The 26,101-nt window shown below is 31.5% G+C and carries 21 protein-coding genes, 1 tRNA gene and 2 pseudogenes; 2 read left to right on the top strand and 22 right to left on the bottom strand.

Translation table 11 applies throughout. The features are described 5' to 3' along the window. Window positions 1-489 precede the first annotated feature (489 nt). Window positions 490-1,932, top strand: a complete 1,443-nt coding sequence (locus tag CQA76_RS05960; RefSeq protein ID WP_137622514.1) for a glycoside hydrolase family 32 protein — start codon at window positions 490-492, stop codon at window positions 1,930-1,932. A 185-nt stretch (window positions 1,933-2,117) separates the two neighbouring features. On the opposite strand, the pseudogene CQA76_RS05955 reads toward CQA76_RS05960, so the two are convergent. The 12 genes and pseudogenes from CQA76_RS05955 to CQA76_RS05900 all read right to left on the bottom strand — a co-directional run. Continuing rightward, a pseudogene (locus CQA76_RS05955) lies at window positions 2,118-2,689 on the bottom strand (MFS transporter); the annotation flags it as partial. Window positions 2,690-2,749: 60 nt separating this feature from the next. Beyond that, window positions 2,750-3,649, bottom strand: coding sequence for a carbohydrate kinase family protein (locus CQA76_RS05950; protein ID WP_137622513.1), 900 nt, complete (start codon window positions 3,647-3,649; stop codon window positions 2,750-2,752). 200 nt (window positions 3,650-3,849) lie between these two features. After that, a pseudogene (gene aldA / locus CQA76_RS05945) lies at window positions 3,850-5,288 on the bottom strand (aldehyde dehydrogenase). Between the two features lie 12 nt (window positions 5,289-5,300). Then, window positions 5,301-5,618: an L-rhamnose mutarotase gene (locus CQA76_RS05940; RefSeq protein ID WP_137622512.1), complete on the bottom strand. Its 318-nt coding sequence runs from the start codon at window positions 5,616-5,618 to the stop codon at window positions 5,301-5,303. Then, on the bottom strand, window positions 5,619-6,389 hold the full coding sequence (locus CQA76_RS05935) for an amidohydrolase family protein (protein WP_137622511.1): 771 nt from the start codon (window positions 6,387-6,389) through the stop codon (window positions 5,619-5,621). A gap of 1 nt (window position 6,390) precedes the next feature. Next, window positions 6,391-7,632 (bottom strand): L-fucose:H+ symporter permease, encoded by a 1,242-nt coding sequence (gene fucP, locus CQA76_RS05930; RefSeq protein ID WP_137622510.1) that lies wholly within the window; start codon window positions 7,630-7,632, stop codon window positions 6,391-6,393. A gap of 13 nt (window positions 7,633-7,645) precedes the next feature. Continuing rightward, entirely contained in the window at window positions 7,646-8,437 is a 792-nt protein-coding gene (locus tag CQA76_RS05925) for an SDR family oxidoreductase (protein ID WP_137622509.1), read from the bottom strand. Continuing rightward, entirely contained in the window at window positions 8,421-9,725 is a 1,305-nt protein-coding gene (locus CQA76_RS05920; protein WP_137622508.1) for an MFS transporter, read from the bottom strand. The genes CQA76_RS05925 and CQA76_RS05920 overlap by 17 nt, the downstream gene beginning before the upstream one ends. 9 nt (window positions 9,726-9,734) lie before the next feature. Continuing rightward, window positions 9,735-10,898, bottom strand: a complete 1,164-nt coding sequence (locus CQA76_RS05915) for a UxaA family hydrolase (protein ID WP_137622507.1) — start codon at window positions 10,896-10,898, stop codon at window positions 9,735-9,737. A 3-nt stretch (window positions 10,899-10,901) separates the two neighbouring features. Continuing rightward, complete coding sequence (locus tag CQA76_RS05910) at window positions 10,902-11,165, bottom strand: UxaA family hydrolase (RefSeq protein ID WP_137622506.1); 264 nt, start codon at window positions 11,163-11,165, stop codon at window positions 10,902-10,904. A 4-nt stretch (window positions 11,166-11,169) separates the two neighbouring features. Beyond that, window positions 11,170-12,129 (bottom strand): 2-keto-3-deoxygluconate permease, encoded by a 960-nt coding sequence (locus CQA76_RS05905; RefSeq protein ID WP_137622505.1) that lies wholly within the window; start codon window positions 12,127-12,129, stop codon window positions 11,170-11,172. A gap of 10 nt (window positions 12,130-12,139) precedes the next feature. Next, a complete protein-coding gene (locus CQA76_RS05900; protein WP_137622504.1) occupies window positions 12,140-13,048 on the bottom strand; it encodes a dihydrodipicolinate synthase family protein in 909 nt (302 codons plus the stop codon). Between the two features lie 233 nt (window positions 13,049-13,281). Here CQA76_RS05900 and CQA76_RS05895 point away from each other — a divergent pair, with 233 nt between their 5' ends. Then, window positions 13,282-14,049, top strand: coding sequence for an IclR family transcriptional regulator (locus CQA76_RS05895; protein ID WP_137622503.1), 768 nt, complete (start codon window positions 13,282-13,284; stop codon window positions 14,047-14,049). A gap of 21 nt (window positions 14,050-14,070) precedes the next feature. On the opposite strand, the gene rpoC is transcribed toward CQA76_RS05895, so the two are convergent. From rpoC to rpmG, 10 genes are all read right to left on the bottom strand, one after another. Beyond that, the gene (gene rpoC / locus CQA76_RS05890; protein WP_137622502.1) at window positions 14,071-18,624 is read right to left on the bottom strand and encodes a DNA-directed RNA polymerase subunit beta'; all 4,554 of its coding nucleotides are present in this window, start codon (window positions 18,622-18,624) and stop codon (window positions 14,071-14,073) included. Then, entirely contained in the window at window positions 18,617-22,744 is a 4,128-nt protein-coding gene (gene rpoB, locus CQA76_RS05885) for a DNA-directed RNA polymerase subunit beta (protein ID WP_456298268.1), read from the bottom strand. The genes rpoC and rpoB overlap by 8 nt, the downstream gene beginning before the upstream one ends. Window positions 22,745-22,868: 124 nt before the next feature. Beyond that, complete coding sequence (gene rplL / locus CQA76_RS05880) at window positions 22,869-23,246, bottom strand: 50S ribosomal protein L7/L12 (protein WP_137622500.1); 378 nt, start codon at window positions 23,244-23,246, stop codon at window positions 22,869-22,871. Between the two features lie 12 nt (window positions 23,247-23,258). After that, window positions 23,259-23,738 (bottom strand): 50S ribosomal protein L10, encoded by a 480-nt coding sequence (gene rplJ, locus CQA76_RS05875; RefSeq protein WP_137622499.1) that lies wholly within the window; start codon window positions 23,736-23,738, stop codon window positions 23,259-23,261. 155 nt (window positions 23,739-23,893) lie between these two features. Beyond that, the gene (gene rplA, locus CQA76_RS05870) at window positions 23,894-24,595 is read right to left on the bottom strand and encodes a 50S ribosomal protein L1 (protein WP_137622498.1); all 702 of its coding nucleotides are present in this window, start codon (window positions 24,593-24,595) and stop codon (window positions 23,894-23,896) included. Between the two features lie 60 nt (window positions 24,596-24,655). After that, on the bottom strand, window positions 24,656-25,081 hold the full coding sequence (gene rplK, locus CQA76_RS05865) for a 50S ribosomal protein L11 (protein ID WP_002779452.1): 426 nt from the start codon (window positions 25,079-25,081) through the stop codon (window positions 24,656-24,658). Window positions 25,082-25,105: 24 nt separating this feature from the next. Beyond that, window positions 25,106-25,639, bottom strand: coding sequence for a transcription termination/antitermination protein NusG (nusG, locus tag CQA76_RS05860; RefSeq protein WP_137622497.1), 534 nt, complete (start codon window positions 25,637-25,639; stop codon window positions 25,106-25,108). A gap of 15 nt (window positions 25,640-25,654) precedes the next feature. Next, window positions 25,655-25,834, bottom strand: coding sequence for a preprotein translocase subunit SecE (gene secE, locus CQA76_RS05855; RefSeq protein ID WP_137622496.1), 180 nt, complete (start codon window positions 25,832-25,834; stop codon window positions 25,655-25,657). Window positions 25,835-25,852: 18 nt separating this feature from the next. Beyond that, window positions 25,853-25,928 (bottom strand) — tRNA-Trp (locus CQA76_RS05850). A gap of 12 nt (window positions 25,929-25,940) precedes the next feature. Further along, window positions 25,941-26,099, bottom strand: coding sequence for a 50S ribosomal protein L33 (rpmG, locus tag CQA76_RS05845; protein WP_027306288.1), 159 nt, complete (start codon window positions 26,097-26,099; stop codon window positions 25,941-25,943). Window positions 26,100-26,101: the final 2 nt, after the last annotated feature.

The following is a 26,101-nucleotide window of genomic DNA, read 5'->3' as shown; positions in this document are numbered from 1 at the left end:
TGGATGGAGATATTTATATTAGATAAATAGTGCTACTAATTCCGATGATAACACAAAAAAGTTTCAAACATCTATACATATTTTTATGCATTTGTGCCTATAATGCCTGCAATAGGCGTAAAATAAAATTAAAAAAAATATACCAAATGTTGCCAATATAACTCTTAACTCTACTTATAATGCTTTTGTTATCTTTAATAGTTATAGGTCCTGTTTTTTTATCTTTATAGAACAAGATATAAGACTAAGAATCAAACCTATAGTTTGCGGTTTGCTGCTGAAATTGATGGACTCTTAGCTAGAATATTTGGTTTATAAGCTACTGAAAATAGGATTACTAGCATACACGGAACTTATTATACATTCATGATGGCAAATAAATTGTAAGCTTATGTTATTACTATTATATTATCATTTTTAACTACTTGGTTCTTTGGTGCTCCCAAAGAATATATGGTTGAGACAAAAAATTAAGAAAGGTTTAGCATGATGAGTGTTTTGGGCAAAACTTTAAAAAAAGCAATAAAAAAATTAGAAAAAGAGTCTTTGTCAAATGTGAAGAATGACAAATATAGATTAAATTATCATTTAATGCCTCCTATTGGTTGGCTTAATGATCCTAATGGACTTTGTTATTATAAAAATGAATATAATATATTCTTTCAATATTCTCCTTTTGAGGTAAATGGTGGGCTTAAATTTTGGGGGCATTATAAAACTAAAGACTTAATAAACTATCGATATGTAGGCGTATCTGTATATCCTGATGAGAAATATGATTGCCATGGTGTGTATTCAGGTAGTACATTTATAGAAGATGATAAAATGTATATATATTATACTGGAAATATTGAATCAAGAGGGGATTATGATTATATTAATGAAGGTAGAGAGTCTAATACTGTTTTAATCATTTCAGATGATGGTATCAACTTTGATAATAAAAAATGTATAATGGAAATGAAAGATTATCCTGATGGCATAACTAATCATATAAGAGATCCTAAAGTGTGGAAAGAAGGGGATGTGTATTATATGATTCAAGGTGTAAGAAGAAATACTAAGCCAAATAATAAAGGTGCTGCTATCATATTTACTTCTGAAGATAAGGTGCATTGGAAATATTTAAGCATGATAAACTCTAAAGAAGATTTTGCTTACATGTGGGAATGCCCTGACTTATTTAAAATAGATGGTCAATACATATTAATGACTTGCCCTCAAGGAGTAAAAAGGGTAGAGTCTTTGTATGAAAATATATATTTAAATGGATATTTTATTATTCCTGAAGACAATTTAAAAAATGATATTACAGTAAATGAATTTTTTATACTAGATAAAGGTTTTGACTTTTATGCTCCGCAAACATTTATAGATGAAAATAATAATAGGGTTATGATAGGCTGGATGGGACTGCCTGATATAGATGAAGAGTATGCAAACAATACTAAAACTTGGCAACATTGCCTAACCATAGCACGTACTCTATCTTTTAAAAATAATAAAGTATATCAAACTCCTCATAAGAGTTTAGAAAAATTAAGAAAGAATACTTTATCTGTAGAAGATATAAAAAATAATAATATAAACTCATATGAAGTTTTAATTGATGTAAAAGATTCTAAAGATTTGCAGATTATTATATCTGAAGGATTGTTTATTAAGCACCAAAACAATAAGTTTATACTAGAGTTTATAGGAGATATAGGAAAAACTATAGGATGTGGACGCACTAAAAGAAGTGTGGAACTTAATACAATAAATAATCTTAGAATATTTGTAGATACTTCTTCTGTTGAAATATTTGTAAATGATGGTAGTGATGTATTTACTACAAGATACTATCCCTTATCTCAATCTTTGAAAATAGAAGGAGATGTTTCATATGCTATATATAAACTAGATAGTTTTGGTATTCAAATAGAAGCATAGATAAGACATTGCTTGGGATGATACAGAGTAATCATTATAAAACTTAGCTCTTGATCAGATTCTCTAACTCTTTCGCTTGTTAATAATTTGCTCTTTTTTACATCCCAATTCTAGAACCAAAAAATCCATACCAAGAAACATAAAAAATAAAGGTGCCATTGCCAAATATCCCATTGTATCATAATTATCATTAGAATTAAGATTAAAATCACAATAGCAGTAATTCCAACATACACAAACTGAATATTTCCCATATTTGCAGTTAAAGCAGCTTCAATTTATTCTTTACTAGCACCTTGCTCTTGTTTAGTGATAGATAAAAATAAAGCTCCACCTATAATAGGTCCTAAAAAGTACCCAATCCATTATTTGAGCAACATTGATTCTAAAACTTGCATTTTTTTCATCACCAAGTTTTACCATATAAGGATTTGCACTAGCTTCTAAAGATCCTATACCGCAAGCTAAGATAAAAAATGCAAATAAAAATAAATTAAAAGAAGATTGATTTGTAGCGGGTATAATAAGCAAAGCTCCTATGGCGTATAATGCTAAGCCAAAAAATAATTCCAATTTTATAAGAATACCTATTTGCTATATAACCTGATTGTAAATATCCACTCTGACTTTGAGTTTTATGAAAGTGATTTTGAAAATTTTTATTTATCACATTTATAAGCCCATAACTTACACCCCATAATTCAAAGAAAAGTGAAGTTGCTAAAATAATTGTAATTTTAATATTTTTTTGGATCAGTCATTTTGTATCCTTTTAGCTTATATTAAAATTCCATTTTTCAATAATATAAACAAACCTTTAAAAATACTTTTTTTGAATATGATAAAAATCAAAAAAAGTTGTTCCACCTTGAAGTTGTATGACGTTTTCGGCTATTTCTGTAGCAAAGCTTAAAATTTCCTCCTCTTTTAAATTTTTAACTAAAGCATAACTCAAAGCTGCGCAAAAAGAATCTCCCGCTCCTACTGTATCTACAATTTTAATATCTTTTCTTGCATCTTTAGTGAAAAATCCATTAAGACTTTGCAAGCAAGATCCTTTTTCTCCCAAAGTTAAGAAAATATAAGGTATATTAAAATCCTTTTGAATAAGTGTCAAAATTTGTTTTATATCTGATTTAAAATCAGGATAAAAAAGCTTTTTAACAAGTTCAAGTTCTTCTTCGTTAACCTTTAAAACATTTATAAAATTAAGAGCATCTGAAAGTTTTTCTTTTGTGAAATAATTCTTTCTTAAAGTCATATCAAAAACTTTAAATTTTGCCTTAACTTTATCCATAATTTTTTTTAAAGTATTGGCACTAGCGTCAAATCTTTGAGCTAAAAGATTAAAGTAGAAAATATCATAATCAAAGTCCAAAGACTTAGAAATTTGTTCATTAAATATGATATTATCCCAGGCTATTCCTTCTTCAATTATATAATCAGGAATTTTATCTTCATTTAAAAATACCAAGGCTTTACTTGTAGGAAACTTGGAAGAAAGTTCTATACAGCTTGTATTTATTTGCTCTTTTTTAGCAAATTCCAAAGCCTTCAAGCCTAATTCATCATTTCCTAAAGCGCTGATCATAGTTAGGGCTTCTTTTTTTCCTATCATTCTAGAAAGCCAAATAGCAAAATTGAATGGACCTCCTCCTATAGAATATTTATCACCATAAACATCATATAAAATTTCACCAAAAACCAGAACCTTCATAAATCAAAATCCTTAAATTTAAAAATCTAACTTATCATATAAATCATTCTAATATAAAATCAATTTATATACAATAAACATAATGCTGATTATAAATTATATTGAAAAAAATGTTACGAAATTACCAAAATAACCAAAAGTATAACAAAAACTAAAACAAAAAAATGATAAAAACCCTAATATTGATTAGGGTTAACAAATCATTGCTTTCTTGTATTATATTGTAAATAAACCACATGAGTAGCTAAATACTCTTCAAGACCGTGTTTGCCATCAGCCCCTCCTATTCCACTTTTTCTAAATCCTGCATGAAAACCCTGCATTGCTTCAAAATTTTCACGATTGATATAAGTTTCTCCGAATTTAATTTCTCTGCTTGCCCTCATTGCTATATCTAAATTTTGGGTATAAATAGAACTTGTAAGCCCATATTCACAATCATTTGCCATATCAATTGCTTCATCTAATGTGTCAAATTTTGCAATAGGTAAAATAGGAGCAAAAATTTCTTTTTGCATAATCTCATCCTCGTGCTTAACATTTGTAAGTACAGTAGCTGGAAAATAATATCCACTTGTATCAGTTATTTTTCCACCACACTCTAAGGTGGCACCTTTAGCTTTTGCAGTTCAAGCATTTCTAATGCATTATCCACGCCCGCTTGATTGACAAGTGGACCCATATCAAAATTTCCTTTGAGTGTATTTCCTACACTCACCTTACTCATAGCTTTTACAAATTTATCTACAAATTCATCATATACATCTTTATGGATATAGGCTCTTTCAGCACAATTGCAAACTTGACCATTGTTACAAATTCTACTTGCTTTTATTGCCTCTACAGCCAAATCAATATCTGCATCCTTGCATACTATAGCAGGTGCTTTTCCTCCAAGCTCTAAAGAAACTTTTATAATATTTTTTGCCGCCGCTTCCATAACCCTAACTCCAGCCTCAACGCTTCCTGTAAGACTTACCATACCTATATCTTTATTGCTTGATAATTCGTGTCCTACTATACTACCCTTTCCAGCCACCAAATTAAACACTCCTTTAGGTAAAGAACTTTGTGAAACAAGCTTTGCAAATTCAAAAGCATTGTTTGGAGTTTCACTGCTTGGTTTTATAACAATAGTATTTCCCGTTAATAAGGCTGGAGCCATTTTTCTCGCTATTAGAAAAAATGGGAAATTCCAAGGCAAAATTCCACCAACAACCCCAATAGCACTTTTGTACAGATATATATGTTCATTAGCTCTATCGCTTTGTATGATTTCACCTTCATATCTTCTAGCCCATTCAGCTGTATAATCTATATAATCAGCTGTGAAATGAATTTCTACACTAGCTAAATCTTTAGTTTTTCCCTGTTCTTGCATTAAGATATGAGTTAAAAAATCGGCATTTTTTCGTATCAAATTCGCTAATTCTTTTAAATGATTTGCTCTTTGTATAGCTGGTTTCGCCTCCCAAGACTTTTGAGCTTTTTTAGCTGCTTCAATCGCTCTTTGAGTATCTTCTAAACTTGCACTAGCAACTTTTGAAATTACTTCTTTAGTTGCTGGATTTAAAACTTCAAAAAATTCACCCTCATGAGGAATAAATTCCCCATTAATAAAATTATAATAAGTTGTCATTATCTCTCCTTTTTAATCCAAATGAAACACTTCTTCCATGTTAAGCCATTTTTGTCCCGCATAGCCTAAAGATATTTGGCAAGGATCTGTTACTTTCCACCATTTTTGTGTATTTTCATCCCTTGCCATTTTAGCCATATCCGCTTCAAAATCAGCTCCTATATACTCAAAATATGCAAACAAATATTCCCCAAAAAGATAAATGGAATAATTTTGTATATTACACTCCTTAATCATTTCACAAACTCCTTTGTAAGGATTTTTATGGAGATCTTTATATTCTTGAATTTTCTCCTTTTTAATTTTTATGATTTGACCATACCTTTGCATTTAACCTCCTTTATAAATTTTTAAAGCATTTTGATAAAAAATTGCATCTAAATTTTCAAAAACTTCACTTTTTAAAATCAAATTTGCCCATTTATTTGGACTTAATTTTGATACTGGGTAGTTGCTGCCAAATAAAAATCTATCTTCACTAAAATTTTCTTTCAAAAATGAGAAAAGCTCAAAAATAAATTCTTGAGAAGTTTGCATCGAAAAATGATCTGGCGATGAAAGCTTGATATAGAAATTTGAAAATTTTTTTAATCTTTGTAAATCTTTTTTATAACCATCAAAACAATTAATATCAGGACTCCCCATATGATCTAAAACTACCTTTAAATTTGAATTGTCTCTTAAAAATTTCTCTAAAAATATTAATTCGCTATTTTTTAAACAAGCTTCAAAAACTATTTGTGCCTTTTCTAAAATTTTTACAAGCTCCTTAAAATCAGTTTCAAATAATCTTTTGGCACCTTTAAAACTCGTGTGCATAACCTCTCTAAAAGCACAAATTTCTTCTTTATGTTTCAAATCTGCTAAGCAAAGTTTTAACCCATAAAGCTTTTTTAATTTTAAAGCAAATAAAGCTTCTTTATCCTTATTATCACTATTTGTCTCAACATACATAGCACCGAGAAACTCAAAATCTTTATATTCTTTTATTGCTTGATTAAAATCAAAATTTTGATTCAATTCTTTGTATGAATTAACCCAAGAAATAGGACATTCTTGCAAATTCCAAAGATGTAAATGAGTATCAAAAATCTTTTGCATTTTAAACCTTTATTTTGGAACCAAAAAATCCGTACCAAGCAACATATAAAAATAAAGGCGCCATTGCCAAATATCCCATACTTGTATTATAATGATCATTAATTAAACCTACAATGCTAGGCATAATCGCTCCTCCAACTACACTCATTACAAGCAAAGATCCGCCTAATTTTACTTGATTAAAAGGTAAATTTTTTGTCGCTATAGCAAAAATCGTTGGAAAAGAAATAGACATGAAAAAAAATACGGCTATAAGTAAAACTATACTTAAAAAACCATGGACAAAATAAAGTCCTATACATAAAATGGTATTTATTAAAGAATATATACCTAAAATATTTTCTCCTTTAATTTTTTTCATTAAAGGTGTAGAGACGATGCGTCCTACCATAAATGCCACTAAGGCTATAGAAAAATAATAAGCACCTTGCTCATCCTTTAAATTTTCATTATGTTCAACTACATAATTGATAAAAAATGCTCCAGCGGCAACTTGATTTGCTATATATAAAAATTGTGCTAAAAGCCCTAAATTAAAATGTCTATGTTTAAAAACCTCTATAGATTTAGAATAATCTTTTTGTTTATAATCACTATTTACAGCCGAACCTTCAGGAATTTTATTTAAAGCAAAAGCGATTAAGATTAAAATCACAATAGCAGCAATTCCAACATACACAAGCTGAACATTTCCCATATTTTCCACTAATGCAGCTTCAATTTGTTCTTTGCTGGCACTTTGTCCTTGCTTAGTGATAGATAAAAATAAAGCTCCACCTATAATAGGTCCTAAAAATTGTCCAAAACCATTAAAACTTTGAGCAGCATTGATTCTAAAACTTGCATTTTTTTCATCTCCAAGTTTTACCATATAGGGATTTGCACTAGCTTCTAAAGATCCTATACCGCAAGCTAAGATAAAAAATGCAAATAAAAACAAATGGAAAGAAGCTAAATTAGTCGCAGGTATAATCATCAAAGATCCTATAGCATATAATGCCAAACCAAACATAATTCCTACCTTGTAAGAATATTTATTGGCTATATAGCCTGCAGGTAAAGCGATAATAAAATACGCTCCAAAATAAGCCAATTGCAAAAACCCGCTTTCATGCTGCGTTACATGAAGGTGATTTTGAAAATTTTTATTCATCACATCTATAAGTCCATAACTTACACCCCATAAAAAGAAAAGTGAAGTAACTAAGATGATTGCGATTTTAATATTTTTTGAATCAGTCATTTGATATCCTTATCTATTGACACTCGTCCCAATTTAATGCTCTGTCTAAGTGAACATAACCTCCATCTGGAATTAAAATTTGTCCTGTAGTATGTGAAGCTAAAGGGCTTAAAGTAAAAACAGCTGTATTTGCAATTTCTTCTACAGTAGTGAAACGGTGTCCTAAGGGAATAGCCTTTGCAATTTTTTTATATTGCTCTTCGGGATTAGGAAAATTTTGTAACCATTTTTCATAAAGAGGAGTCATCACTTCAGCAGGAGCAATAGCATTTACTCTAACATTATCCTTAGCAAAGGCACAAGCCCATTCTCTAGTAAATCCAATTTGTGCAGCCTTAGCTGATGCATAAGCGCTGGTTCTACCTTGACCTGTAATACCCGTTTTACTCACTATATTTAAAATATTTCCTTGCTCTTTTTTAATATAAGGCAAACACTCTTTAGTCATTGCATAATAGTGAAAAAGATTGTTTTCATAAGATTTGATTAAATCTTGAACACTCGTATTTTCGATATGTAAATTATCATTTGCTCCTGCATTATTTACAAGAGCGTAAATTCCATTATATTTTGCAGCAACCTTTTTTACAAGCTCTTCAATTTGATCATAATTTTTTAAATCAATCTCGAAAAATTCATAACTTTTACATAAATTTTTTAATTCCTCATCATGCTCTTTTGGCATAGATCTTGAAAAAACTATAGGAATTCCACCCTCTTGTGCCCATAATTTAGCAATTGCATAACCAATGCCTTTAGCACCCCCTGTTATGATGCAAACTTTATTTTTAATTTTTAAATCCATTTTCTTCTCCTTTGTCTAAATTTAAAGTATTTTTTAAATGTGCCAATACCAACACACCTAAAACAGCTATTAATGCTAATGCTATAAGTCCAAATTGAACTCCAAAATGACTTTCTATGTATGTTTTTAAGTTAGGTGCGACAAAACCTCCCAAATTTCCCAAAGAACCTATAAGAGCAACAGCTGCTGCTGCGCCTTTACCTCTTAAAACTTGAGTTGGTAAATTCCAAAATATAGGCTGAATTACAATAAAACCTATAGCAGCAAGACTGATAAAAAATAAAAAAGGTATTAAATTTTCGGTAAAGGTTGAAGCTATCATGCTTAAACTTGCTAACAATAAAAATAAAATCGCATATAAATTCCAAGAACGATTCTTATCAGCTAATGAAGTAAAAGTCGGTAAAGCAACAAAAACAAAAATCCAAGGAATAGCATTTAAAATTCCCACCTCAAAACCTACATTTATTTCCAATATCTGAGCGATTTTATTCGGCAGATAAAAAAGAACACCATAAACACTCAATTGGATACAAAAATAAACAAAAACAAATTTCCACACCAAAAAACTTTTAAAGATGTCTTTTACAGAATAATCTTTTGCTTTGGAGTTAGAATTTTCAATATATTTTAATAAAATATTTTTTTCTTTCAAATCTAGCCACTTTGCATCTTTTGGATGAGAATCAAGATAAAACAAACAAAAAATTCCTACCAAAACAGTGATACTACCCTCTATCAAAAACATCCATTGCCAATTTTTAAAATAAATATCTGGTGCATAATCAAGTATAAAACCACTAATTAAAGAGCCGAAAATAAAAGCTATAGGCACACCCATTTGATAAATTCCATAAGCTTTAGAACGATATATAGCTGGAAAAAAATAACTAAGATATAAAATAATACCTGGACTAAAACCCGCTTCACTTAAACCTAATAAAAATCTTAATATATAAAAACTTGTTTCTCCTTGTATAAAAATCATAGCCATAGTTACAAGACCCCAAGTAATCATTATACGGCTTAGCCAAATCTTAGCCCCTAATTTGTGCAAGAGTAAATTTGAAGGCACTTCAAATAAAGCATAACCTATAAAAAATATCCCCGCACCCAAAGCATAAGCAGCCTCACTAATACCCGCATCTATTTCTATATGAGTTTTTACAAAACCAATATTTGTTCTATCAAGCATAGAAAGACAAAACATTAACACAATCAAAGGCAAAATACGCCAAGAAATTTTCTTGCAAACTAATTCCAGTTCTGCTGACTTTAAATATTTCATCTCATATCCTTAGCAAGTTGTAGCAAGTCTCCAAACAGAAAAATCATTTTGTTCATTAATTTCTGCTTTCACTAGTTCTCCATTCGAAATTCTTACAATCAAATTTATCAATTCATCTCGCACCTCTTCTTTTGTTTTTTCACCATCTATAATACCTCCAGCATTAATATCAATAGCATCATTCATATTGTTATAACAAAAAGTATTTGAACTCATTTTAATGGTAGGAGTAATAGCGGATCCCGTAGGGGTTCCACGACCTGTAGTAAATACACAAATATTTGCTCCTCCAGCTACCATAGCACTTAATTGCTCAATGTCATTGCCAGGCGTGTTCATAAAAGTAAGTCCCTTAGAAACCACAGGTTTTGCATAATCAATCACATCCATTAAAGTTCGAGTTCCAGCCTTATAAACGCAACCTAAAGATTTTTCTTCTATGGTGCTAAGTCCACCTGCCATATTTCCTGGACTTGGGTTTGCTCCACGAATATCAGCATGAAAGGACTTAACCAAATCTTCATAGCCTAAGATTTTCTCATATACTTTTTTTGCCACCTCATCATTTTTTGCTCTTTTTGCAAGTATGGCTTCGCATCCTATAAGCTCCGTTGTCTCAGCTAAAATTACAGCACCACCTTGATCAATAACAAAATCACTCAAGCTACCTAAAGCAGGATTGGCACTAAGCCCGCTGTAGCTATCACTTCCTCCACATTCTGTTCCTAAAATTAAATCACTAAAATCACCTTCGCTTTTTTGTAAATTAGAGGCGGCTTTAAGCATATCTTTAACTATTTTTACACCTTTTTCTATCGTATTTTTACTACCGCCACATTCTTGTATCACTAGATATTCAACCTTTTTATAAGGCGTTGTTTGTTTAATTTTTTCAGCCACCGCTTTAGCTTGTATCACCTCACAACCAAGCCCTACAATTAAAACTCCAAAAACATTAGCATTTGTGCCATGGCCTATTAAAACATCTCTAGTTTGCAAAGCATCAAATTCAAGTTGAGAGCAACCGTGTTGATGATTGATATAAACAACTCTTTCGCAATTTCTGGCTATATTTTCACATACTTTATTAGCACAATGCACACTAGGTATGACAATAACTTTATTTCTCAAACCTAATTTTCCATCCTCTCTTCTATAACCCATAATTTTCATTCTTTACTCCTTATCACCACGTCCTCTAATGCCAGAGATATTATGAGTATGCACCCATTCTCCGGCCTTAATATCACAATTTGCACTGGCTATGATTTCTGCGTATTTGATTATCGCTTCATCAGTTTTAATATCTTTAAGTGCGAATTTATGACCACTAGCAATATCATTATTAAGTACCACATTTGCCACTTTTTCCCCTTTTTTTAAATCGCATAAAGCAGTGGCTACATTATCTTTTTCACTCACTATAATAAAGCTTTTCATAAATTTATCTCCTTATATGTGTTTTGGCCCATTTAGCATAATATGAAGTTAAAATTGGCACTATAAAAGCAGTGATTACTACACAAGTGCTCACAAGCACTGTTGCGTATTTTGCTTGTTCTTTAAGTTCGGGATAAAGTTGTGCTATAAGCATAGGAGTCGCTGCTGCTGCACCTGCTATACTAGATGCGGCAATTCCGGCTGTTCCATTTCCTTTAGCTAAAAATATGTCTGATAAAATCAGAAAAAAACCCGTAAAAATAATGACAGAAAAAGCTAAAATAATCCCAGCTATTCCAGCTTCATAAATGGAATGAAGGTTAATGGTACTTCCTAAAGAAAAGCCTAAAAATATGATCATAGGCTCATTTAATTTAGTCAAAAATACTCTAAAATCTTCATCCAAATTTCCTAAAATAAACCCCAATAAAAATGGTAAAACCAAGCCTATAAAATTTTGTATAGGAAAGCTAGCAAGTCCTGTTGTACCTAAAATTACCATAGTAAATAAAGGGCCACTTTCTATCATCAAAAGCAAACTTGCCCCAGCTTCTTCTGTTGTTCCATATTGTTTGGTTAAAGCCGTATATAATCCTGCATTAGTCATATCCATAGCTGCCACAACAGCTAAAGCACTAAAACCTATAAATAAACCTTCAGTGATCATACCTTGCGGGATTAATCTTTGAACAATCATACAGGCTATATACGCTGCAAACATTTTAGTTGCCAATAAAACTCCAGATTTTTTAAGTACTTTTGGAGTAGCTTTTAATTTTATACTCGCTCCAATACCGACAAACCAAACTGCTATAATTACCGTAGATCCAGTTCCTAAAGCATTGGTAAAAGGACCAAAATAAGCTAAAATATCTGGCCAAAAAGTATGAATAATAGCACCAATAAGCATGGGTATAAGCATCATTCCACCTGGTGTTTTTTCAAGAAAACTTTTTATTTTCATATCAAACCTTTTATAGCCTTATACCTGTTTCTTTTTCCAAAGTTTTAATCAATTCTTTAGCTTTATCAAAACATATATCTAATTTTTCTTTGGTTAAAGATGATAAAGGGTGTATGGTTGCATTTGCAAATTCAAATCCTCTAGCCTTTAACAATAAAGCAAATCCCATAGGAAAAGAGATACTCATCCCAAATCTTATGACCTTTAAAAGACTCTTTTGTATCAACAGTGCTCTTTCATATTTTTTGTCATTCATTGCTTGATAAATTGCACTCATAAGTTCTGGAAAAATACCTCCTATGCTTGTCATAGAACCTTTAGCTCCTAAAAATAAAGCTTCTGCATAAATTTCTTCTCTTCCTACAAAAACATCGAAATTTTGAGGCACCATATCCAAAATATGATTTAAAAGCAAAGCATCTCCACTGCTATCTTTAATACCTGCTATATTGTTAAGTTTTGAAATTTTTTCTATAAAATTCAAGCTTAAAGCAGGTGCAAAAAGCGGAATATTATAAATATACAAAGGAAGTTTGACTTTTAAAGCTAAATCTTTAATGTATTCCAAAAGAGTCTCTTCATCAAATTTATAATAATAAGGCATAGCAAGCAAAAGTGCATCAAGCCCTAATTTATAGGCTTCCTCTGATAAAACAATGGTATTTTTATAAACACTTGAAGTGATACCTGTGATAATAGGCACCCTGCCCTTAGAAGCATCCTTGCTAAGTTTCATTAATCGAACTTGCGACTCAATGCTTAAAGCTTGAGAGTCACCTGCACTACCATTGCAAAATAATCCATCTAAACCATTTTCAATCCCAAATTCACAATAACGAATAAATTCTTTTTCATTAATCATTCTGTCATTAGAATAAGGTGTAAGCAAAGCCGGTAATGTCCCTTTTAAAATTCCCATTTTCATCTCCTTTATTTTGTATATACAAAAATTTATTTATATACAAAAAATGTAGCAAAATTATTTAAAAAAATCAAGGGCTAAAAACATAATTATTTTATATTTATCTCTTCAATAGGCTTTTTTCCATAAAATACAAAATAAGAAATAAATCAAAAAATGTCTTATGTTACCAAAAGTAAAAAATGTGGTAAAATTTATAAACAAAATGTAATTGTTAAAAGGATAATTTTATGCATCAACCTACTCTTAGAGTTATAAAAATTTTAGAATTGCTTGCGAATTCAAAAGAAGAACTTACTTTAACTCTTATAGCCAAAAAATTAAATATCCCTGTAGGTACTATCTCGCCTATTTTACAAACCTTACAGGAAAAAAAATACATAAAATGCAATTTAAGTAATAAAAGCTACTGTTTAGATTTTAAAATTTTAGAATTAAGTTATAATTTAAAAGGCGAGAATAATGTTATTGAACTTATTAGAAAACATATGAAAAATATTAGAGATTTAACAAATCAAACTTGCCAACTAGGTGTTTTAAGAAAAAGCAATGTGCTTTATTTGGAAAAAATAGATGCTAACGATCAAATACAATTAAAATCTTTTGTAGGAACCTCATATCCTGCTTATGCAACTTCTTTAGGCAAAGCTTTACTGTCTAATAAGACAAAGGAAGAATTGCAAATACTTTATCCTAAAAATTTTGAAAAAATCACCTCAAATACTCTAAAAAATATCGATGAACTTTATAAGCAAATTAAACAAATTAAAAAAGAAAAAGTTGCTTTAGAAAGTGGAGAAATGAATCCCCAAATTGAATGTATGGCTATAAATATAGAACATAAAAATAAAATAATTGCCGCTATAAGCATATCTTATCCTATTTTTTATTCAAATAAAAACTTTAAAGAAAAAAATAAAAAAATCTTAATTGAAGAAAAACATAAAATAGAAGAAATGATTAATTTACATTTTCCAAATTTAGAAAGAATCTATTAAATTAAATAGCCTTTTGGCTATTTAATTATTCTCTTTTAGTTTAAATTTTTGCTCACTATAAAGACCTGTTCCTACAGGAATCATTCTGCCCAAAATGACATTTTCCTTTAGATCTTCAAGATAATCAAATTTTCCAGCTATACTAGCTTCAGTTAAAACCTTAGTTGTTTCTTGGAAAGAGGCTGCAGAAATCACACTATCACTTCCAATCGCGGCCCTTGTAACCCCTAAAAGTACAGATTCAGCAATAGCAGGCTCTCCACCCATTTTTATAATTCTTTCATTTTCTTCTCTGAATTTACGTTTTGAAATTAAATCGCCTTCTATAAATTTAGTATGTCCACTATCTATAACTTTTACTTGTCTTAACATTTGTGAAACTATAACTTCAATGTGTTTATCTGAAATCACAACCCCTTGGCCTCTATAAACTTGCTGAATTTCGGAAATTAAATAATAATGAAGTGCTTTTTCGCCTAAAATTTTAAGTATATCATGACTTGAAACCACTCCATCGGTTAATTTTTCTCCAGCATGAATAAATTCTCCATCTCTTACTTGAATATGCTTTGATTTGTCAATTAAATATTCAGCACTTGTTCCATCTTCAGCCTGTATAATAATTCTTTCTTTTGAACGCAATGGTTTATCAAAACGAATCACACCATCAATTTCTGCAATTATAGCAGCATTTTTAGGTTTTCTTGCTTCAAATAATTCAGAAACTCTTGGAAGACCTCCGGTGATATCCTTTGATTTTGCTGCAGCTTTTGGAGTTTTAGCTAAAACATCTGCTTGTGCAACTTTATCGCCATCATGAACAAAAATAACCGTTTTTGGTTCTAATTGATAACGTGCTACTTTATTACCTTTTCCTGCAATTACCAAAGTTGGTCTCACACCACTCGGTAAATATTCATTAACAACCAAAGAACGTTTTCCTGTTGCCTCATCTACTTGTTCATCAGCACTATAACCAGCTTCTATATCCTCAAAGCTTATCACACCGTCAATTTCTGCGATAATGGTATTATTGTATGCATCCCATTCCGCAATAATCTTATTCTCTCGTTTTGAAGCACTTGCTATTATAGTATTAGGATCTTCGATAATTGCATTATCATTAAATTCAATTTTTGATTCTCTCGGGATATAGTGCCTTTTTGCCTCTCTTCCATTTTCATCCACTACAACAACAAAGAAACCTTTTTCTTTAACTATATCGCCTTTTTTAACATTTTTAATCCTATCAAGACCATCTCCTTTGAGAATATAGAATTTTAAAGTTCCTTTTTCACCTGCTTTTATGTTTTGAATAACAGGATCTCCATCTTTAACTAAAATTTCACTCGCAAATGGAATACGATTAGGAATATTCCAACCTTCTTTAATTATTTCAACAATACTTTCATTTTCATTGATTTCAGTACCATTTTGATACGGAAGATAGAGTTTTCCATCTATACTTCCACTAACTCCTGCTAATTCATTTGCTTTTGCAAGATCGTATTTTCTAAGCGTATATTTAATTTCTTGTTTTTTATCTTTTAAGGAAACTATTACATCTTCATGGATATTTTCTATGCTAATTACACCCTTAAATGGGGCTTTAATTTTTGGCTCTACCAATAAAATAGCCGCATTTCTACGATTTGCAACTATTATTTTTCCTTCTTTATTTTTATAAGTTTTTAAATTATAAAATCTTATAAAGCCCTCTTTTTGAGCACTAACCTGTCTATCTTGCAAATCCGTACTCGCAGTTCCACCACTATGGAAAGTTCTAAGGGTAAGCTGAGTTCCAGGTTCACCAATTGATTGTGCTGAAATAATCCCTACTGCTTCACCTGGTTTTACAAGCTTTCCTTCACCAAGATTGACGCCGTAACATTTAGCACAAATTCCTTTTTTAGCTTTACAAGTAATAGGAGTGCGAATATTTACACTCTTAATACCGTTTTCTCCAAAAACTTTTGCTTTTTCCTCATCTATTAAAGTGCCTTCAGCAAAAAGAACTGAATTTGTAATCGGATCAATCACATCTTCAGCTAAAACTCTTCCTAAAACTCTTTCTTCTAAAGTTTCAATTATAGAACTATCCGCGGTAATTTCATTAATTTCTATGCCCTCATGTGTGCCACAATCTTCTATAGTAATTTTTACATTTTGTGCCACATCAATAAGCTTTCTTGTTAAATAACCAGCATTTGCTGTTTTAAGTGCAGTATCTGCAAGACCCTTTCTAGCTCCATGTGTTGAAATAAAATACTCAAGGACATTTAAACCTTCACGGAAATTTGAAATAATAGGAGTTTCTATAATAGAACCATCTGGTTTAGTCATCAGTCCTCTCATTGCGGCAAGCTGAGAAATTTGAGCCGCACTACCTCTAGCTCCAGAATCCGCCATCATATAGATAGAATTAAAGCCTTCTTTATCTTTTTCGACAAGTTTCATCATCTCTTTTGAGAGAGTATTATTTGCACTTTTCCAAATATCGATAATCTTATTATATCTTTCTCCAGAAGTTATCAAACCAAGATTATAAGAATTTTGAATTTCTCTAACTTGTTTTTTTGCTTCATCGATAGCTTTTTGCTTATCATCTGGAACAATAATATCTGCTATAGAAATAGAAATACCTGCTTTTGTAGCATACTCAAAACCTAAATTTTTAAGTCTATCTAAAAAGCTTGCAGTAATTTCTAGCCCTCCATGCTTATAAACATAATCAACAAGTGCAGCTATATCTTTTTTCTTTAGAACTTTATTCCAATTACATTCTGGAACGAAATCAGGTAAAATTGATTTAATAATTAATCTTCCAGCGGTTGTAGTGATTTTTCTACCATCTACCATAGTTTGTATGCTTGCATGAATATCTAAACATTTACTTTCAAGCGCCATCATCACTTCATCAATACCCGTACAAATCTTATGAGAACCTTTCACATTTGGTTTTTCCAAAGAAAGATAATAAATTCCCAAAACCATATCTTGCGAAGGAACGGTTACAGATTTTCCACTCGCTGGTAAAAGAATATTCATAGATGAAAGCATAAGTACTTTACATTCTGCTATTGCTTCTTGCGAAAGCGGTACATGTACTGCCATTTGATCTCCGTCAAAATCCGCATTAAAAGCAGCACATACCAAAGGATGTAATTGTATTGCCTTTCCTTCAACCAAAACAGGATGAAAAGCTTGGATAGAAAGCTTATGTAAAGTTGGAGCACGGTTTAGCATAACAGGATGTCCCTTAACAACCTCTTCTAAGCATTCCCAAACTTCATTAGTTTTATTTTCTATCATTTTCTTAGCTTGTTTAACTGTTGTTGCATAACCTTTTTCTTCAAGCTTAGCTAATAAATGTGGTTTAAAAAGCTCTAAAGCCATTTTTTTAGGCAAACCACATTGATCCATTCTAAGTTTCGGACCTACAACAATAACGCTACGGCCTGAAAAATCAACTCTTTTTCCAAGCAAATTTTGTCTAAAACGACCTTGCTTACCCTTGATAATTTCACTCAAAGATTTCAAAGGACGCTTATTTGCACCCTTAACAGCATTAGCACGACGACCATTATCAAATAAAGCATCTACGGCTTCTTGAAGCATTCTTTTTTCATTTCTAATAATAATCTCTGGTGCATCAAGCTCCATAAGTTTTTTAAGACGCGTATTTCTATTGATAACACGACGATATAAATCATTTACATCAGAAACCGCAAATTTTCCGCCATCTAAGGCAACCAAAGGACGCAAATCGGGAGGTAATACCGGTAAATTGGTAATCATCATCCATTCTGGACGATTAGGTACCGCGTCTTCACTATTAATATCGGTATTAGAATTTGAATTTAAAAAATTCTCCACAACCTTCAAGCGTTTAATGATAGTTTTTTTCTTCGCCTCTGAATTTGTAGCGACTATTTCTTCTTTAAGCTGATTTAAAAGAGCTACGAGATCTAAATTCGCAAGCAAATCACGAACAACCTCTCCGCCCATTCTTGCTTTAAAGCCACTATTTTCATAGCGTTGCATTAAATTTTGATATTGCTCTTCATTTAAAACATCACAATGTTCCACTTTTTTAGTATTTTCATTATCATAATATGCATCACCAGGATTTTCAACAATATAAGCCTCATAATAAAGCACACGTTCAAGATCTTTCATCTTCACACCCAAAAGCGTTCCTATACGGCTTGGTAAAGAATTTACATACCAAATGTGTGCTACTGGAGTTACAAGTTCAATATGCCCCATTCTTGAACGACGCACTTTAGAATTTGCTACTTCAACCCCGCATTTCTCGCATTTAACGCCTTTAAAACGCATTTTCTTATATTTACCACAAAGGCATTCATAATCACGAATAGGTCCAAAAATTTTAGCACAAAAAAGCCCATCTCTTTCGGGTTTTAAAGTTCTATAATTGATTGTTTCTGGCTTTTTCACTTCTCCATAAGACCAAGATTTGATTTTTTCAGGACTGGCAAGTCTTAATTGAAAAGCTTCAAAATCTCTAGGTCTAGCATCTTCTTTTACTTCTATCACTTTAAATTTACTCATTGTCCTCATCCTTATCAAAAATCTCAACATCTAAAGCAAGTGATTTAAGCTCATTGGTTAAAACAAAAAATGTTTCAGGAATTCCCGTTGCTGGAACATTTTCACCCTTAGTAATTGCTTTATAAGCATTAAATCTACCCTCAACATCATCTGATTTAATAGTCAGCATCTCTTTTAAAGTATGGGCTGCTCCATAAGCTTCAAGTGCCCAAACCTCCATTTCTCCAAATCTTTGTCCTCCAAAAAGTGCTTTACCTCCAACTGGTTGTTGAGTAACAAGACTATACGGACCTGTACTTCTAGCGTGTACTTTTTCATCGACTAAATGGTGAAGTTTTAACATATACATGCATCCTACATGGACACGCTCTGCTATTTTTTCACCTGTTCTTCCATCGTAAAGCTCGGTTTTTCCATCCATATCAATTTTTGCTAGTTCAAATAATTTTTTAAATTCTTCTATATTGACACCCTCAAAAACAGGAGTAGCAAATTTAACCCCTTTACTCCAATCTCTCGCATAATTTAAAAGCTCTTCGTCACTCAATTTTTTAATAAAATCTTTTTCATTTGCAAGTCTTGGAATGGAACAAATTTCAAGCATTTTGGATCTTAGTTCCTTAATAAAGTCTTTTTGCTTTCTATCAAAAATCTCTTGGATTTGCTCTCCAAGTCTTAACCCAACAAGTCCCAAATGGCTTTCTAAAATTTGTCCGATATTCATACGGCTTGGAACCCCTAAAGGATTGAGTGCAATATCTACACTTTTTCCGTTTGAAAGATAAGGCATATCTACTTCTGGAATTATAGTAGAAACGATACCTTTATTTCCATGACGTCCTGCCATTTTATCGCCAACCTTTAGCTTTCTTTTTGTAGCAATATAAACTTTTACAAGTTTGACTACCCCACTTGGCAAAATATCATCTTTTTCTAGAATTTCAAGTTTTTCATCGTGTTCGGCTTTAAGTTTTTTCTTTTCATTTTGGAAATGATTTTTTAAATCTTCATATTTTTTTTGCACTTCTTTAGAATAAGCTTTAATAATAGTAGTAAGCGTAAAACGATTGATTTTTTCTAAATCACTTAAGTCTGCTTTCTCACCTTTCTTGTAATTTTTATCCCCAATTTTTTGACTACTTGCAAGAGTTGATTTGGATAATAAAGCACAAACTCTAAGCATTTCTTCTCTATCCATCATCAAAAGTCTGTCGTGATGTTCTTTTTCTAAGGACATTTTTTCTTTATCATATGATTTTAAAGCCCTTTCATCTTTCTCATAACCTTTTTTAGTAAATATTTTTACATCAACCACTACACCTTCAAGTGAAGCAGTAGCGTATAAAGATTTATTTACAACATGACCAGCTTTTTCTCCAAAAATCGCTCTTAAAAGTCTTTCTTCTGGTGTTGGCTTAACTTCACCTTTTGGAGACACCTTGCCGACTAAAATCATACCTGGCTTAATATGAGTTCCTATTTTTGCAATACCACTTTCATCTAAATGTGCTACATCTTCTTCTTTGATGTTTGGAATATCTTTGGTGATTTCTTCTATTCCATCTTTTAATTCTCTAGCTTCTATCTCTTTTTCATAAATATGCACACTTGTAAATGTATCTTCACGAATGATTCTTTCACTAACAACAATCGCATCCTCATAATTATAACCATTCCAAGGCATAAAAGCAATCAATGCATTTTTTCCAATAGCCAATTCTCCTTGATCCATAGAAGGACCATCGGCGATAATTTGCCCTGCTTTGACCACTTCTCCCTTTTTAACTATAGGATGTTGTATATAATTGGTATTTTGATTGGTGCGTAAGTTTTTTTCCATAATATAATGATCAATAAAAGGACCTTTTTCATCTTCTCCTAAAATAAAAATACTTTTATTGTCTACTTTTTCAACTACACCGCCACGTTTAGCTTTCACTGCTTCCCAAGCATCACGTGCAATAATATTTTCCATTCCTGTTCCAACAATAGGAGCTGAAGAAGTAAGAAGTGGAACTGCTTGACGTTGCATATTAGATCCCATCAAAGCCCTATTAGCATCGTCATGTTCTAAAAAAGGTATTAAAGAAGCTGCAACCCCAACAACCATACCTGAACAAAGATCAATTAATTGGACTTCTTCTTTTTTTGCAAGTATGGTTTCTCCATCTTGTCTTGCTTCAACAAATTCCTCTACAATATTACCCTTAGCATCTATTTTGGTTGATGCAGGTGCAATAAATAAACCTTCTTCTTGTGTAGCTGTTAAATAAACAATCTCATCGGTAACTTTTCCATTTACAACTTTTTTATAAGGAGCTTCAACAAAGCCAAGTTCATTGACTTTTGCATAGGTTGAAAGAGTATTAATTAGACCGATATTTTGACCCTCTGGAGTTTCTACTGGGCAAATTCTACCATAATGAGTCGCATGAACGTCACGAACTTCAAAACCTGCTCTCTCTTTAACAAGACCACCTTCTCCGAGTGCAGATAAACGACGCTTATGAGTGATTTCGCTTAATGGATTTGTTTGATCCATAAATTGTGAAAGCTGACCACCTGTAAAGAATTCTATAATAGTAGTAGTGATCATTTTTGGATTAATCAAATCATAAGGCATAACTTTGTCAATGTCAGCATTTAAGGAAGTAAATTTATCTCTGATTGCTTTTTGCATTTTTGCCAATCCTAAATGAAGCTCATTGGCTAAAAGTTCACCTATAGATCTAATACGGCGATTCCCTAAATGATCTCTGTCATCAATATGTCCTTTACCATTTTTGACTTTAATTAAATATTTTGCGGTTTTTATAATATCTTCATTAGTTAAAACAGTTAAATATTCAGGGACATCAAGACCTAATTTATGATTCATCTTCATACGACCAACTTTGGTTAAATCATATCTTTCAGGATTAAAAAATAAATCATTAACAAAAGTTTTCGCCGCATCTTTAACTACAGGTTCACCTGGTCTCATCACCTTATAAATTCTTATTGCAGCCAAATCATTTTCATCTTCAAGATTCTCAGTTTGTTTTAATAATTTTAAAGTTTCATTATCTTGTATAAAAGAATTAATTATGGCAGCATCAACACCATTTGCTAAATCATTTGCAATTTCAAAACTCTTTTGCTCTTTAATCTTTGCAAGTTTGCTTTCATCAATAAGAGTTAAAGAGTCAAAAAGCATTTCTCCGCTTTTTTTATCAAAAATAGGATTTGCTAAATAGCGATTAAGTAAGACTTCTACTGGATACTCTATCCATTTTAAACCATCTTTAATTAATTGTTCAATTTTTTTCTTAGTTAATCTTTTTCCTGCTTGATGAATAACTTTACCTTTTTCATCCTTGATATCATATTCTATTCTATCTATAAAATCATTTGGATTAAATTCAGTTAAAAATTTATCTTTTTTAACATGGATTGTCTGAATAGGATAAAACAATTTTATAATATCTTGCTTTTTATACCCCAAAGCTCTAAAAAGCATAGTAATAGGTACTTTTCTCCTTTTATTGATTCTTACATAAAGAACATCTTTTGCATCATACTCAAAATAAAGCCAAGAGCCACGATCGGGAATAATTTGTGCAGTATAAACAAGTTTATTAGCGACCGTTGAACTCTCTTCCTCTTTAAAAATAACGCCTGGACTTCTATGAAGTTGATTAACAACTACTCTTTCCACTCCATTAATGATGAAAGAAACGCGATCAGTCATTAACGGAATTTCACGAATATAAATTTCTTGCTCTTTTATATCTTTAATGCCAACTTTTTCACCTGTTTTCTCATCTTTTTCATGCAAGGTAAGACGGATTTTCATTTTTAAATTTACAGAATAAGTTAAACCTCTTTCCATGCATTCGCGAATAGTGTATTTTGGTTTTCCAATCTCACTACTAACATATTCAAGACTCAATCTATTTTGTGGATCGTGTATAGGAAAAATTGATTTAAAAACTTTTTCTATACCACTTTCGCCATTATTAAAATTTAAAAAATAATCAAAACTAGCTTTTTGTAATTGTAGAAGATTTGGAATTTCTATTTGTTTTGAAATATTGGAGAAATCTGCTCTTAAACGATTTCTTAATTTATTATCTAACATTTTGCATATACCTCATGGTAAATTTTTGTAAATTTAAAAAAGAAGACCTAAAAATATAGGTAAAAAATAAAAAAGAAGATTTGCAAAACAAATCTTCTTAAACTAAAACATAAAAAATCTATATTTATTTAAGCTCTACTTTAGCACCTGCTTCTTCAAGCTGCTTCTTAGCTTCTTCGGCTTCAGCTTTAGCTACACCTTCTTTTAAAGTTGAAGGAGTTTGCTCTACTGCATCTTTTGCTTCTTTAAGCCCAAGACCTGTTAAAGCACGAACGATTTTAATCACTTCAATCTTTTTAGCACCGCCATCAGTTAAAACGATATCAAACTCTGTTTTCTCTTCAGCAGCTGAAGCACCGCCACCTGCTACCGCACCTCCAGCTACCATTACTGGAGCAGCAGATACACCAAATTTTTCTTCAAATTCTTTTACAAGCTCAGAAAGCTCAAGAACACTTAAATTTGAAATATATTCTAATACATCTTCTTTTGAAATTGCCATTTTTTATCCTTTTTATTCAGTTTCTTTTTTATTTTTTAGCGCATTTAATCCAATAGTAAAATTGGTGATTGGCGCTTTCCAAACTTGCAAAAGCATAGCAAGCAACTCATTACGCGAAGGCATTTTGGCCAAGGCTTTAACCTTAGCAACGTCTGCAACTTCACCATCAATAAAAGCAGTTTTAATCTGAAATTGATCATTGTTTTCTTCAAATTTGGCAACTACTTTTGAAACGCTAAGTTGATCCTCTCCCCAAAGATAAATATTAGTATCTTTAAGAACTAGACCTGTTTTGCCGGAATTATTAAGAGCAATGTTAGCCAAAGTATTTTTAATGATTTGAACTTTGACATTATTTTCTCTTGCGTTATTTCTAAGCTCTTCTAGTTTTTTAGTTGATAAACCTTTGTAATCACAAACTACAATAGCTTCACTAACTTTAAAACTTTCTTCGAGCTTAGCAATCACTTCAACTTTTTCGCTTCTAGTCACATTTTCTCCTTTCCGATTGAGATTTCAAGTGGAGCGGAAATATCCAATTAAGCCTACAGCCTCAACTATCTTCAATCTAAAATAAACATTTCAAAAAACCTCAATTTTTTCAAATGTTTATTTAAAAAAAATAAAGAGTTAGCAAAAGCAACTCTTTATTTCATATCTAACAATTCCTGTACTTCAAGTTTTACCGAAGGGCTCATAGTTAAAGATAAAGCGGCACTTTTAATATATCTACCTTTTGCAGCAGCCGGTTTATGTTTATTGATAGCCTTAATAAAGGTCGATATATTATCCCATAATTGTTCATTAGAAAAACTTACTTTTCCAAGACCTGCGTGGATGTTCCCTTGTTTATCTACACGGAAATTAACTTGACCGCTTTTAGCATTATTTACAGCTTGTGCAACATCCATGGTAACTGTTCCGGTTTTTGGGTTTGGCATCAAACCTTTAGGACCTAAAATTCGGCCTACTTTACCTACTAGACCCATTAAATTTGGAGTTGCAATCAATACATCAAAATTCATATTTCCTTTTTGAATTTCCTCTACCAAATCATCGCTTCCAACAATATCCGCTCCAGCATTTTTAGCCTCATCTGCTTTGGCATCCTTTGCAATCACAGCAACTCGGACTTTCTTTCCTGTACCAGCAGGAAGAACTACAGATCCTCTTACCATTTGATCGGCATGTCTTGGATCAACATTAAGTTTTAAAGCAATTTCAACAGTTTCATCAAATTTTGCTGACTTTAAATTCTTAACTACACCAATTGCTTCTTTTGTATTATACTCTTTAGTTGAATCAATTTTTTGTAATAATTCTTTTAATCTCTTTGTTATTTTAGCCATTTTATTTTCTCCGCATTTTTAAAGTGCTACCGCTTTTTTACCTTGAGCGGTTACAAGGGGTTAATCAACAATTTCAACACCCATAGAACGAGCTGAACCAGCAATTATTTTTGCTGCCTGATCTCTGTCTTTGGTGTTTAAATCCGCAATTTTTTTATCTACAATTTCTAAAACTTGAGCACGAGTTAATTTACCTACTTTGTTTTTAAGTGGATTATCAGTGCCTTTCGAAATTCCCGCAGCTTTTTTGATTAAATCAGTAGCTGGTGGTTGTTTTGTAATAAAAGTAAAACTTTTATCAGCATAAACTGTGATAACAACAGGGATATTAAAACCTGCCATATCTTTTGTTCTTTCATTAAAAGCTTTACAAAATTCCATAATATTAACACCTTGCTGTCCTAAAGCAGGACCAACAGGAGGCGATGGATTTGCTTTTGTAGCAGCAATCTGTAATTTAATCTCGCCTACAACTTTCTTAGCCATAACAAATTTCTCCTTAATAAAAATTTAAATTATTTTCTCAACTTGAGAATATAAAATCTCCACTGGAGTAGAGCGTCCAAAAATAGAAACATTCAATTTTAATAGACCTCTCACCATATCATACTCTTCCACTATAGCAGTAAAATTTGCAAATGGACCTTCTGTAATCCTTACATTTTCTCCCTCTTCAAAAGAAATTTTTGGTTTAGGAGCTGCACGATTACGAACTTTTTCTAAAATTAAATTAATATCCTTCTCTGTTAAAGGGGTTGGTTTTTTCGACTCTCCAATAAAACGTCCCACTTTTGGAAGAGATTGAATTTTGTGCCAAAGCTCTGTATTTAAATCTAAAAGTGCGAAAACATATCCAGAATATAAGCTTCTTTCAGTAATCTTCTCTTTTCCGTTTTTAAATTCAATAACATCTTCGGTTGGAACAACTATTTCCTTAAGCTGTTCTTCAATTCCATTATCTTTCACCAAATTTTCAATAGCTCTTTTTACAGCCATTTCACTTCCAGCATAAGTTTGAATCGCATACCATTTATAAGTATTCATTAATTTAATCCACTCCTATATTACTATAGAAACAATAGAAGACATAATCCAATCCACTAATGCCAAAAATAAAGAAACCACTGCAACCACTATAAAAACTGTGATATAAGCATTCCGAACTTGTTCTTTTAAAGGAAAAATTACTTTCCTTAATTCAGCCTTTGATAATTTAAAATAAGTTATCAATTTTTCCATTTACTTAAACCTCAATTATGGCAGGGCAAGAGGGACTCGAACCCCCAACCTGCGGATTTGGAATCCGGCGCTCTACCGTTGGAGCTATTGCCCTAAAGCTTATTAATTAGCTTTTTAATTTAACTTCTTTATGAAGCGTATGCTTTTTTAATCTTGGGCAATATTTCTTTAACTCTAATTTTTCAGTGGTATTTTTACTATTTTTGTAAGTACTATAATTAATATCACCGCATTCTTCACACTTTAAACCTATTTTAACTCTCATTG

The sequence above is a fragment of the Campylobacter aviculae genome, assembly GCF_005406215.1.
GTDB classification, from domain to species: domain Bacteria; phylum Campylobacterota; class Campylobacteria; order Campylobacterales; family Campylobacteraceae; genus Campylobacter_D; species Campylobacter_D aviculae.
Note: the sequence above shows the minus strand (reverse complement) of the source record. Positions and strands in the feature narration are given on the sequence as shown.